Here is an 11,824-nt window from a genome sequence, read left to right as displayed (position 1 = left end):
AGGAGTCTACCGCCGATGAAGGTACTTGTGCCTGTGAAGCGCGTGATTGACTACAACGTGAAGGTTCGTGTTAAGGCGGACGGGAGCGGAGTTGATCTCGCCAACGTGAAGATGTCGATGAACCCGTTCGACGAGATTGCCGTTGAAGAGGCGATCCGCCTGAAAGAGGCCGGCAAGGCCGAAGAAGTTGTGGCCGTGTCGATCGGCGTCAAGCAGGCCCAGGAAACGCTGCGCACGGCGCTGGCGATGGGCGCGGACCGTGCGATCCTGGTGGTTGCTGCGGATGACGTGCACACCGATGTTGAGCCGCTGGCGGTTGCCAAGATCCTTGCCAAGATCGTCGAGGAAGAGGCCCCCGGTCTGGTGCTCTGCGGCAAGCAGGCGATCGACAACGACATGAACGCCACCGGCCAGATGCTGTCGGCGCTCTTGGGCTGGTCGCAAGCGACCTTTGCCTCGGACGTGGACATCGACGGCGACACCGCCGTCGTGACCCGCGAAGTGGATGGCGGTCTGCAGACCATCAAGGTGTCGACCCCGACCATCATCACCGTCGACCTGCGCCTGAACGAGCCGCGCTATGCGTCGCTGCCGAACATCATGAAGGCCAAGAAAAAGCCGCTGGATGAGAAAACCGCTGCCGATTACGGCGTCGACGTCTCCCCGCGTCTTGAAATCGTGAAAACCGAGGAACCGGCCGAGCGTGCCGCCGGGATCGTGGTGGGTTCGGTCGACGAACTGGTTGCAAAACTCAAAGAAGCGGGGGCTGTGTAATGGCTGTTCTTCTTCTCGCAGAAGTCAACAATGGCGAACTGGCGCTGGACGCCACCGCCAAGGCTGTCACCGCGTCCAAGGCGCTGGGTGACGTGACCGTTCTGGCCGCGGGCGCCTCTGCCGCAGCGGCGGGCGAAGCCGCTGCCAAGATCGACGGCGTGGCCAAGGTTCTGGTCGCCGAAGACGCCTCGCTGGGTCATCGCCTCGCGGAATCCACCGCCGCGCTGATCGTGTCGCTGGCCGGCGATTACGAGCACATCGTGGCCCCCGCCACCACCGACGCCAAGAACGTGATGCCCCGCGTGGCCGCGTTGTTGGACGTGATGGTGATCTCGGAAGCCACCGACGTGGTCGACGCCAACACCTTCGTGCGCCCGATCTATGCCGGCAACGCGATGCAGACGGTCAAGTCGAACGACGCCAAGAAGGTCATCACCTTCCGGACCTCGACCTTTGACGCGGCCGGTGAAGGCGGATCCGCTTCGGTCGAAACCGTTGGTGCGGCCGCAAATCCGGGTCTGTCGGAATGGGTCGAAGACAAGGTTGCCGAAAGCGACCGCCCCGAACTGACCTCGGCCGGCGTTGTCGTGTCGGGTGGCCGTGGCGTGGGTTCGGAAGAGGACTTTGCCCTGATCGAGAAACTGGCCGACAAGCTGGGCGCCGCCGTTGGCGCGTCGCGCGCTGCCGTGGATTCGGGCTACGCTCCGAACGACTGGCAGGTGGGTCAGACCGGCAAGGTCGTCGCCCCCGAGCTCTACATCGCCGTGGGCATCTCGGGCGCCATCCAGCACCTCGCGGGCATGAAGGATTCGAAGATCATCGTCGCGATCAACAAGGACGAAGAAGCCCCGATCTTCCAGGTCGCAGACTTCGGCCTCGTCGCAGACCTCTTCGCAGCCGTACCAGAACTCACCGACAAACTGTGAGGGTGTCATGGAACACGTACAGATTCCCGATCCGCTCGTGGAACATGGCTTCAGCGCCTCTGTCGATCACATGTTCGACAGGGCGGTCCAGTTCCTGAACCTTTCGCCGGGTCTTGAGCAGAAGATTCGCGTCTGCAACGCCACCTATACCGTGCGCTTTGGTGTCCGGCTGCGAGGCGGGATTGAAACCTTTACCGGCTACCGTTCGGTACATTCCGAACATATGGAGCCGGTGAAGGGGGGAATCCGCTATTCGCTGGATGTGAACCGGGACGAAGTCGAAGCGCTGGCGTCGCTGATGACCTACAAATGTGCGTTGGTTGAGGCGCCCTTTGGTGGCTCAAAAGGCGGCCTTTGCATCGATCCGCGTCAATACAGCGAGGAAGAGCTTGAGCGCATCACGCGCAGGTTTGCCTATGAACTCGCAAAGCGAGACCTGATCCATCCGTCACAGAATGTGCCCGCCCCCGACATGGGGACGGGTGAACGAGAAATGGCGTGGATTGCCGACCAGTATGCGCGCATGAACACGACCGACATCAACGCCCAAGCCTGTGTGACAGGAAAACCGGTTTCTGCGGGCGGAATCGAAGGCCGGGTCGAAGCGACGGGGCGTGGCGTGCAATATGGCCTGCGTGAGTTCTTCCGACATCCTGAAGACGTGGCACGCGCCGGTTTGCAAGGATCGCTCGACGGAAAACGGGTGATTGTTCAAGGGTTGGGTAACGTGGGTTATCACGCGGCCAAGTTCCTGTCCGAAGAAGATGGCGCCAAGATCATTGCCATTCTAGAGCATGATGGCGGTCTGTTCAGCGAGAGCGGGCTGGATGTCGAGGCTGTGCGTCAGTGGATCCTGCAACATGGCGGAGTGACCGGGTTTCCCGATGCCCTCTACGTCGAGAATGCTCCGGTCCTGCTTGAAGAGGACTGCGAAATCCTCATCCCGGCAGCCCTTGAAGGTGTGATCAATCAGCACAACGCAGCGCGTATCAAGGCGCCCCTGATCATCGAGGCAGCCAACGGGCCGATCACATTCCACGCCAATGAAGTTCTGCGGGCGAAAGGCACGGTGATCATTCCGGACCTCTATGCCAATGCCGGGGGTGTGACCGTCAGCTATTTTGAATGGGTCAAGAACTTGAGCCATATCAAGTTCGGACGCATGCAGAGGCGCCAGGAAGAAGCCCGACATCAGCTTGTTGTGGACGAACTGGAGCGATTGTCCAAAGCGATTGGAACGCCCTGGGAATTGTCGGCGGATTTCAAGTCGCGGTACCTGCGCGGCGCTGATGAGCTTGAGCTTGTGCGTTCCGGTCTCGATGACACGATGCGGAGCGCCTATCAATCCATCCGCGCGTTGTGGCATGTGCGGCCCGATATCGGGGACCTGAGAACGGCAGCCTATTGCGTGTCGATCGAAAGGATTGCCGACAGCTACCGCTCCAAGGGGCTTTGATACGGAGTTGAAAATGGGCCTTCGCCCTGTCCGGGGCGAAGGCCGTCGCGCTATCCGCTGATTTCGGATTTGAATGCAGACGGTGTGATCCCGAACTTGTTCTTGAACAAGCGCGAGAATTGCGCCTGATCTGAGAAACCGAAACGATAGGACACTTCCGCAATCGGTAGGCCCGGTGCCGAGGCCAGGCGATCGCGCGCCGCAATCAACCGTTGATCGCGGATTTGCTGGCTGACCGTGCCGTTCACGTCCTTGAAAAGGTCGTGCAGGTAGCGTTTCGAGATACCGCATCTTTCTGAGATCAGATCTGGCGACAGGTCTGGGTTTTTCAGGTTCTCCCGAATGAATTTCTCAACCCGCGCGATGTGTGCTGAGCGAACCGCTGAAAGGTTGCTGGTGCTGGCGTCGGCGGTTTCATCAAGCGCCAAGCCGAGCAGTTCCAAAAGCTGGCGACCCACGGTTTCGCTTGCTGCGGGTCCAAGGTCTGCGAGTCTTGAATGAGCTTGGTCCACCATCGAGGCAAACAAGCCCGCCGTGCCCGTTGTGGCGTTGAACACCTGGGCGCAAAACCGGTCGGGTTGCCGCACGCGTTCTTCAAGCGCCTTACGTCCAACCTTCAGAACAAACAGATCATTGGGCTTTTCATAAAGGAACCGGTACGGCTCGTCGCCACGTTCAAGGATGAAGCCGCCCGGATCACAACGCACCTCGCGCCCCATTTGGCGGAATTCGACCGAGGTCGCCCGGGGTAGGGTGATCAGGTATTCGCCCTCGTGCGTGTCACGAATATGCGCGCGCCGACGCTCGTAGCTCAAAGGGTCCGATGTCAGGCGGGACATTGCGACATGGCCCATGGACATGCGGCTGAGTTGGCCGTTGAAATGGATCGGATCACGAAACTGAAGCTCGAGAGGAAAGTACGAGTCATTGACCACCGCGTTCCATTTGCTGGAGCGGTGCTGCGGCTCAGTCGTGGCCGTCGAGAATGTGAGCTCGGCGGTCATATGCGTTCCTCCCGTCGGAAAGCATAGTCCAAAGGATCAATAAAACAAAGGAAATTGGCCACTCTGCGCTCAGCGGCAAACAGTTCTGCGCTGTGTGACAAATTGTTCTGCGCAAATCTGCAAACGCTCTTGCGCTGATCGTCAAGACCGCCGCGACGCGCTGAGACAAGCTGGTTGCATGTGATCGACGTGCAGGAGGAGCACGCCGGATCGGGGAAAAACAACCACACCCGTCAGGCGGCTTTTCTGCACCCATGCAGAGGACCAGAACGAATGGCTAAGAGACAAGTTGACCCCATCACACTTTCCGTGGTGCGGGGCGTATTGGAAACAACACAGCGCGAGATGACGCTGGCCCTGGAAAAGACCGCGCGCAGCTCTGTCTTCAACCTGGCGCATGATTATTCGACGGCGTTGTTCAACCACACGCCCGAAATGATCCTGCAGGGTCAGGACATTCCTATTCACCTTGGGTCGCTGATCCCAGCCATGAAATCGGTTGCGGGTTTCTTTGAGGGCGATATCCACGAAGGCGATCTCATCCTTCATAACGATCCGGCTTATGGCGGCAGCCACATCATCGACACCTGCATGTACTACCCGGTGTTTTATGAAGGCGAGCTGGTTTTCTGGACGGTCTGCAAGGGCCACCTGACGGATATCGGCGGTCCTGTGCCTGCGGGCTATAACCCCGAAGCTAAAGAGATCTTTGCCGAAGGTCTGCGGATTCCGCCGATCAAGTTGTGGGACAAGGGTGTTCCGCGCAACGACATCATGAACATGCTTCTCACCAACATGCGCGCGCGTCGCGACCAGGAAGGTGATTTCAACGCACTCATTGGGGCGTGCCAAGTGGGGGCGCGCAACCTGATCGCGCTGATGGACAAGTACGGCAAAGATACTGTTCAGGAGTGCATTGCCGAACTGCTCGACATGGCGAATGCGCACATGAACGGTCTGATCGCGCAAGTACCGGACGGGACCTATTCCGGTACGGCCGTTCTGGAAGATGCAGGTCACGGTTTTGGGGATTTCGACATCACGGCGACTGTCACCATCAAGGGCGACAGCTGCCACATCGAGATCGAAAGCCCACCGCAGGTGCCCTATTTCATCAACTCTTACGAGGGCAACTCCTATTCCGGAGTCTATCTGGGCCTGATGATGTTCGCCCAACTGCCACCGCCTTATAACGAGGGGCTTTATCGGAACGTGACTGTGGACATGGGCAAAAAGGGCACGTTGTGCAACGCCCAATCGCCCGCGCCGCATATGAACTGCACCACCACGCCGATGGAAACGCTGACTGATGCCGTGCGCCTCGCCTTTGAACAGGCCGCGCCCGACAAGGTGTCTGCCAGCTGGGGCCATGCCAATGGCTGCAACATTGCCGGGTGGGACAGCCGCCATGACGAAGAATACGTCACCATGGTGCTGGCCTCGATCATTTCGGGGGCAGGGGCCACGGCCAGCCAGGACGGCTGGCACGCCTGCGGGCCCGAGTGCTGTTTCGGAGCGCTGACCTCGGGCGACATCGAGATGCTCGAGCACAGCTATCCGATCATCATCCACGAATATGGGTTGATGGAAGACAGCGGCGGCGCAGGCAAGTTCCGTGGAGGTTCGGGCACACGCTGGGCAGTCGAGCCGCTGGACACAGACATGACGCTGGTGACCTTCGGGGAAGGCCGCCGCATTCCGGCCATGGGCGCCGCCGGGGCAAAATCCGAAATGGTGCACAAAAAGGTTGGCCGTCTTGAAATCACCCGCGACGGGGAAACCCAGATCATTACCGACAACGTGATCGAAACCATCAAACCCGGCGAGATCGCAGCCAACCTCAATCCCGGCGGCGGCGGCTTTGGCAACCCGTTTGAGCGTGACCCCCTGAAGGTGGTCGAGGATGTCCGCAATGGCCTTGTGTCGATCGAGGGCGCGCGGCTGGACTACGGCGTGGTGATTGCTGACGCCGACACGCTTTCCATCGACGAAGACGCCACTGCCAAAGCCCGCGCGGCGGCCTGAAGCTCCTGACAGAAAGGAATATTACTATGCGTACCCAATATCGTCTGGGCATCGACGCCGGCGGCACATTCACTGACTTCATCCTTGCCGACAAAAAAGGTGGAACCCGGATTTTCAAGGTGCTGTCGACCCCAACAGAACCGACCAAGGCCATCAAAAACGGCCTAGCACTGATCACCGAGGAAACCGGGTTGACGGCGCAAGAGATCGTGTCCAACTCGGACCTGTGTATCAACGGCACCACAGTCGGCCTGAACGCGCTGATCACCCATACCGGGGCCAAGACCGGCCTGATTGCCACCAAGGGGCACGAGGACTCCATCGAGATCCGCTTGGGTCACAAGGAAGACGGTTATCGCTATGACCCGGACTACCCCCCCGCGACTATGCTGGTTCCGCGTCACCTGCGTAAGGGGGTCAGCGAGCGGGTGATCTCGGACGGGTCGGTGAAGACACCGATCAACGAGGAAGATGTGCGCGACGCCTGCCGTTACTTCATCGCGGAAGGTGTTGAATCGGTTGCGATCAGCTTTGTCTGGTCGGTGCTGCACCCCGAGCATGAAAACCGCGCCGCCGAGATCGTGCGCGAAATGATGCCCGATGTGCGTTTGACCGTGGGCAGCCAACTTTATCCGCAGGTGCGCGAATACACCCGCACCTCGACCGCAATCGTGAATGCTTATCTGGCGCCGATCCTGCAGCGCTATGTCGAAGCGATTGATGCCTATTTCCGTGAATTGGGCAGCCAGCATCCTGTGCGCTACTTCCAGTCGAACGGCGGTCTGGCGCTTGGCAAGGTGGTCAGTGACCAGTCGGTTTATGCGATCAACTCGGGTCCGGCCTCGGCACCTCAGGCAGCATTGGATGTGGCGGAACCATGGGGTGACAAGAACATCATTACCTGTGACATGGGCGGGACATCGTTCGACATCACGCTGACCAAGGACGGCCAGGCCAACGTCAACAAGAACATCGACTTCCTGCGCTATCGTATCGGCATCCCGATGATCCAGGTAGAGACGCTTGGCGCGGGCGGCGGGTCGATCGGCTGGATCGACTCCATGGGCCTGATGCAGATGGGGCCGCAGTCGGCAGGGTCCGAACCCGGACCGGCCTGTTACGGACAGGGCGGTGAAAACCCGACCACGACCGACGCCAACCTTGTGCTGGGTTATCTGAATGCCGATGGTCTTGTTGGTGGGCGTCTGCCGCTGGACGTCGACAAAGCCCGCGGTGCGATCAAGACGAAACTCGCCGACCCGTTGGGTATCTCGGTCGAAAAAGCCGCGTATGGCATGTTCACCATCGTCAACAACAACATGGTCAACGCCATCCGCCGGGTGTCGGTCGAACGTGGCTATGACCCGCGCGACTTCGTGCTGATGGGTGCCGGTGGCGCGACCGGTGCGCACATAACGGCGCTGGCGCGTGAAATGGGCATTTCCAAAGTGCTGATCTCCAAGCTGGCCTCGGGTCTGTGCGCTTATGGACAGATCATTTCGGACGTCAAATACAACTACATGGCGCCTGCACCGATCCGTTTGGAAGGGGCCGAAGCAGCCAAGAAGCTGGACAACCTTTTCAACTCGCTTGAAGCGCGCGGCAAGGTCGACCTTGCAGGTGATGGATTCTCGGAAGAGCGAATTTCAATCCGCCGCTCGCTTGATATGCGTTATGTGGGCCAGGTGCACGAATGTACGGTCGAGATTGATCCGTTCGAAGTGACCGAGGCCACGATCGAGGACATCAAGGCCGCGTTCCACGCGCGTCACAAAGAGCTTTACACCTATGACGAACCGCACAACGCGGTCGAAATCGTCAACGTGGAAAGCACGATTGCGGGTCACGTGGACAAGCCGGAACGCATGAAGATTGGTGCGGGTAAAGGGGCGCATGAAACCCTGAAGGGCACGCGCCCCATGGTGTTCAACGCCGACGGCATCGCCCAGGACACGCCGGTTTATGACGGCTCGCTCATGGGGGCCGGTGACACGTTGCACGGACCCGCCGTGATCGAAGAGGTCACGACCACCATCGTGGTCGAGCCTGGCTGGACCGTCAATCTGCATGACAGCGGCGTTTATGTTCTCACCGCAGATGCGGCGACAGAGCAGGGTCAGGCCGAGTCTCGCAAAGAACTGGCCGAGGCCTGAACGATGGTGCGGCGGAAAGATAAGGGTTCCTCCCTGGCGGCGTCCGGTGTGACGGTGGCCTTCGGGGGGTTCAAGGCCCTGACGGATGTCACGATGACGATCACTCCGGGTGCCGTGCATGGGCTGATTGGTCCCAACGGTGCAGGCAAGACCACGATGGTCAACACGTTGACCGGGTTTCAGGCTCCGACGACCGGGACAGTCACGCTTGGGGACAGCAATGTAGGAACCTTGCCGCCGCACGAAATGCGCCGGGCCGGTGTGGCTCGGACCTTCCAGGCCGGACGGTTGTTCCCGGGTCTGGATGTGCTGGACAACCTCGCTGTTACAGGCGTGGGTCTGGGGCACTCCCGGTCGACCTCCGAGGCCGAAGCACTGCGGCTGCTTGACTGGATGGGCGTGCCCCATCTGGCCGAGCAGCCTGCGGCCGGGCTTCCCTATACGGATGAACGACGTGTGGGTATCGCGCGCGCGCTGATGTTTGCGCCGGACTTCCTTCTGTTGGATGAACCGGCGGCGGGCATGTCGGAAGCTGAGGCAGCCGACCTTGCTTCCCTTATCAAACGTGTGGCCGAGGAACTTGGCACCGGGGTTCTGCTGATCGAACACAATGTCGGGCTAGTCCTGTCGGTTTCCCACCATGTCTACGTGCTGGATGCCGGCCAGATCATCGAGGAAGGCGACGTCGACGCCATCCTATCGAGCCAGGCCGTACGCGATGCCTATCTCGGCTCAGATCAGGAGGCCGCATGATGTCCAAGCTTGGTGTTTTTGATGTGTCCGTACGCTATGGAAAGGTGCCGGCGCTGACCGATGTGACCCTTCATCTGGAAGAGGGGGAACGGGTATTCATCTCGGGTCCGAACGGGGCCGGAAAATCCTCTTTGCTCGGGGCCATCAGCGGTGCGGTCGCCACCACCCATGGCCGGATAGAAATGGATGGTCACCTCCTGACGGGCAGAGCACCCGAGGCCATCGCCCGGCTGGGCCTGTCGATGGTGCCCGAAGGGCGCGAGATTTTCGGCAGTCTTACCGTTTCTGAGAACCTGCGGGTTGGAACCGGCCTGCGCCGCGACCGAGGCGCGGTTGAAGGCGATATCGAAGAAATCTTCGAGGCCTTTCCGATACTTGGCGAACGTCGCCATGCCAGCGCTGGGGCCTTGTCCGGGGGGCAACAGCAGATGCTGGCCATTGGTCGCGCGCTCATGACCAACCCGAAACTGATGATGGTCGATGAACCATCCTTGGGCCTTGCCCCAAAGATCGTGGATCAAGTCTATGACACGCTCGTGCAGCTTCAGGAAGAGCGCGGTCTGACGCTCTTGATCGTGGAGCAAAGTTCCACGCGTGCCGCTCGTGTCGGCGGCCGGATGATCCTGTTGCGCGGCGGGTCTGTCGTGGGTGACGGCGATGCCGCCGCTTTTGCCGAAAAGGACCTGCTGAGCGAGGCCTACTTCGGACAATCCAAGGCACAACCCAAGAAGGAGGCCGCACAATGACCTCTCTGGCTCAACTCTTTTTCGATGCAGCGTCTCTTGGAGGCATCTATGCGATGGCCGCCCTCGGGATCGCGCTGATTTTCGGGGTGATGAACCTCGTCAATTTTGCCCATGGTGAATACATCGCCTTTTGCGTCTTTGCCCTGATCGTCCCCTCGACCGAGGCTGTCGCGGTGATGTTCCTGGGCAAGGCCCCGGCCTTCCTCTTGATCCCTGTCCTCCTGGGTTTGGGGGCCGGGGCCGCAGTTGCCAGCGAATACGTGGTGTTCCGCCATATGCGCAAAGCAACGCCTGTGGCGATGATGATTTCCTCTTTCGCACTGGGTTTCGTGATCCAGAATGCCCTGCTCGCAGTCTACGGTGGGCGGCCAAAGGCGATCAGCCTGTGGCCTGATCTGAATACCCCAGTGGGTGTTCTCGGGGCACAGGTGCCTTTGTTGCAGTTGATCGTGGTTCTGACAACGCTCCTGGTGGTTTGTGCGCTGGCGCTCTTGCTGAAGAAGACCCGGCTGGGGTTGGAAATGCGGGCGGCTGCCGAGAATTTCACCATGGCCCGGTTGTTGGGCGTGCGTGCGAACGTGGTCATTACCGGAGCGTTTGCATTGTCTGGTGCTCTTGCCGCCGCTGTGGCGTTGATCATGGCGACCCAGACCGGTGTGGCTGACGTGCGCATGGGTGGGCAAATCATGCTGGTGGCCTTCATCGCCACCGTCATTGGAGGGCTTGGCTCTTTGCCCGGTGCAGTCGCTGCCGGTTTCCTGATCGGCGGGGCATCGGTGTTGTTGCAGGCTTTCCTGCCGCTCGAGGTTCGGCCCTTCCGTGACGCCTTTCTCTACACGCTTGTCATCGCCTGCCTTCTGCTTCGTCCGCAAGGCCTGTTCGCGGCCAGCTCTGCCAAACCGAGGATTTGAAACATGATGGGTAAACACGCTCAAAACCGGATTTTAGCCTATTCCACCCCCCTGGTACTGATCGGTATCCTGCTGGTGTTCGTCGCCGCCATCACTCTGACCGGAGACAAGGCGCTTGGCCGCATGGCCGCCGAAACCCTGATCCGTGTGGTTCTGGTGGTTGGTCTCTGGATCTTCGTGGGCAACTCGGGAGTCGTAAGCTTCGGTCACGCGGGATACATGGCCATTGGAGCCTATTGCTCGGCATGGCTGACGCTCAAGCCGCAGATGAAGTCACTGTTTCTGCCGGATTTGCCGTCTTGGCTCGCACAGGCGGAATGGCCGGTGCTGCCTGCGGCTGTCGCGTCGGGTCTTCTGGCGGCTTTTGTCGCACTTGTTTCCGGTGCCACGATCCTGCGTCTTTCCGGTATCGCGGCTTCGATCGCGACCTTTGCCTTCCTGGCGATCGTCAATACCGTCTACTCCAATTGGGAAGGTGTGACCGGGGCAACGTCGTCGCTGGTCGGGCTGGCCCGGTATGTCGATCAATGGGTCGCGCTGGGCTGGGCCGCCGCCGCGATCATCGCCGCGAACCTTTATGCGAATTCCGCCAGCGGCCTTGCGCTGCGCGCCACCCGCGAAGACGAAGCCGCCGCAAGCGCATCCGGCATCAACATGTATCGTCATCGTCTGTTGTCGCTTGTAGTCAGCGGCTTTTTCACCGGCGTCTCCGGCGCGCTTCTGGGGCATTCCATCGGTGTGCTCAATCCCGACAGCTTCTATCTCGGCATCACGTTCATCTCGCTCGCCATGTTGGTTGTTGGCGGCATCGGAAGCCTGTCGGGCGCAGTTGTCGGTGTCCTCAGCCTGTCGATGATGATCGAAGCGTTGGTGCGCTTTGAACAAGGCATTTCGATTGGCGAGACCCAGCTGGCCCTGCCAAGCGGCGCACAGGAGATCCTGATCGGCATTGTCATGATCCTTGTCCTGATCCTGCGCCCGAGCGGCCTCATGGCGGGCAAGGAACTGCGTATGCCGCGCTTTGCGCCGCGCTCACCTGATTACAAAACCTCCAACAACTAACCAATCCAACTGAG

Annotated in this window: 10 protein-coding genes; 9 read left to right on the top strand and 1 reads right to left on the bottom strand. The window is 60.0% G+C overall.

Annotated features, from left to right (window positions below; translation table 11 throughout):
* Positions 1–15 precede the first annotated feature (15 nt).
* The 3 genes from BMZ35_RS18305 to BMZ35_RS18295 are packed head-to-tail and all read left to right on the top strand — an operon-like array spanning position 16 to position 3,156.
* A complete protein-coding gene (locus BMZ35_RS18305) occupies positions 16–774 on the top strand; it encodes an electron transfer flavoprotein subunit beta/FixA family protein (RefSeq protein WP_093096174.1) in 759 nt (252 codons plus the stop codon).
* Positions 774–1,700, top strand: a complete 927-nt coding sequence (locus BMZ35_RS18300; RefSeq protein WP_093096169.1) for an electron transfer flavoprotein subunit alpha/FixB family protein — start codon at positions 774–776, stop codon at positions 1,698–1,700. Before BMZ35_RS18305 ends, BMZ35_RS18300 begins: the two co-directional genes overlap by 1 nt.
* Positions 1,701–1,707: 7 nt before the next feature.
* The gene (locus tag BMZ35_RS18295; protein WP_093096166.1) at positions 1,708–3,156 is read left to right on the top strand and encodes a Glu/Leu/Phe/Val family dehydrogenase; all 1,449 of its coding nucleotides are present in this window, start codon (positions 1,708–1,710) and stop codon (positions 3,154–3,156) included.
* A 50-nt stretch (positions 3,157–3,206) separates the two neighbouring features.
* Here BMZ35_RS18295 and BMZ35_RS18290 read toward each other — a convergent pair whose 3' ends face one another.
* Complete coding sequence (locus tag BMZ35_RS18290; protein ID WP_093096162.1) at positions 3,207–4,160, bottom strand: AraC-like ligand-binding domain-containing protein; 954 nt, start codon at positions 4,158–4,160, stop codon at positions 3,207–3,209.
* Positions 4,161–4,433: 273 nt separating this feature from the next.
* Here BMZ35_RS18290 and capB point away from each other — a divergent pair, with 273 nt between their 5' ends.
* Genes capB through BMZ35_RS18260 form a run of 6 tightly spaced genes read left to right on the top strand, consistent with a single transcriptional unit; the run spans position 4,434 to position 11,810 of the window.
* On the top strand, positions 4,434–6,185 hold the full coding sequence (capB, locus tag BMZ35_RS18285; protein ID WP_093096159.1) for a caprolactamase subunit beta: 1,752 nt from the start codon (positions 4,434–4,436) through the stop codon (positions 6,183–6,185).
* A 26-nt stretch (positions 6,186–6,211) separates the two neighbouring features.
* Complete coding sequence (gene capA, locus BMZ35_RS18280) at positions 6,212–8,338, top strand: caprolactamase subunit alpha (RefSeq protein ID WP_093096155.1); 2,127 nt, start codon at positions 6,212–6,214, stop codon at positions 8,336–8,338.
* Between the two features lie 48 nt (positions 8,339–8,386).
* Entirely contained in the window at positions 8,387–9,091 is a 705-nt protein-coding gene (locus BMZ35_RS18275) for an ABC transporter ATP-binding protein (RefSeq protein WP_242654851.1), read from the top strand.
* A complete protein-coding gene (locus tag BMZ35_RS18270) occupies positions 9,088–9,837 on the top strand; it encodes an ABC transporter ATP-binding protein (protein WP_242654850.1) in 750 nt (249 codons plus the stop codon). The genes BMZ35_RS18275 and BMZ35_RS18270 overlap by 4 nt, the downstream gene beginning before the upstream one ends.
* Entirely contained in the window at positions 9,834–10,748 is a 915-nt protein-coding gene (locus BMZ35_RS18265; protein WP_093096148.1) for a branched-chain amino acid ABC transporter permease, read from the top strand. Before BMZ35_RS18270 ends, BMZ35_RS18265 begins: the two co-directional genes overlap by 4 nt.
* Before the next feature lie 3 nt (positions 10,749–10,751).
* On the top strand, positions 10,752–11,810 hold the full coding sequence (locus BMZ35_RS18260; protein WP_093096145.1) for a branched-chain amino acid ABC transporter permease: 1,059 nt from the start codon (positions 10,752–10,754) through the stop codon (positions 11,808–11,810).
* Positions 11,811–11,824: the final 14 nt, after the last annotated feature.

Origin of the sequence: Shimia aestuarii (assembly GCF_900114635.1) — a bacterium.
Taxonomy (GTDB): domain Bacteria; phylum Pseudomonadota; class Alphaproteobacteria; order Rhodobacterales; family Rhodobacteraceae; genus Shimia; species Shimia aestuarii.
Note: the sequence above shows the minus strand (reverse complement) of the source record. Positions and strands in the feature narration are given on the sequence as shown.

Coding starts and splice junctions, on each gene's coding strand:
- BMZ35_RS18305 (WP_093096174.1), top strand. CDS start 16: ATGAAGGTACTTGTGCCTGTGAAGCGCGTGATTGACTACAACGTGAAG.
- BMZ35_RS18300 (WP_093096169.1), top strand. CDS start 774: ATGGCTGTTCTTCTTCTCGCAGAAGTCAACAATGGCGAACTGGCGCTG.
- BMZ35_RS18295 (WP_093096166.1), top strand. CDS start 1,708: ATGGAACACGTACAGATTCCCGATCCGCTCGTGGAACATGGCTTCAGC.
- BMZ35_RS18290 (WP_093096162.1), bottom strand. CDS start 4,160: ATGACCGCCGAGCTCACATTCTCGACGGCCACGACTGAGCCGCAGCAC.
- capB (WP_093096159.1), top strand. CDS start 4,434: ATGGCTAAGAGACAAGTTGACCCCATCACACTTTCCGTGGTGCGGGGC.
- capA (WP_093096155.1), top strand. CDS start 6,212: ATGCGTACCCAATATCGTCTGGGCATCGACGCCGGCGGCACATTCACT.
- BMZ35_RS18270 (WP_242654850.1), top strand. CDS start 9,088: ATGATGTCCAAGCTTGGTGTTTTTGATGTGTCCGTACGCTATGGAAAG.
- BMZ35_RS18265 (WP_093096148.1), top strand. CDS start 9,834: ATGACCTCTCTGGCTCAACTCTTTTTCGATGCAGCGTCTCTTGGAGGC.
- BMZ35_RS18260 (WP_093096145.1), top strand. CDS start 10,752: ATGATGGGTAAACACGCTCAAAACCGGATTTTAGCCTATTCCACCCCC.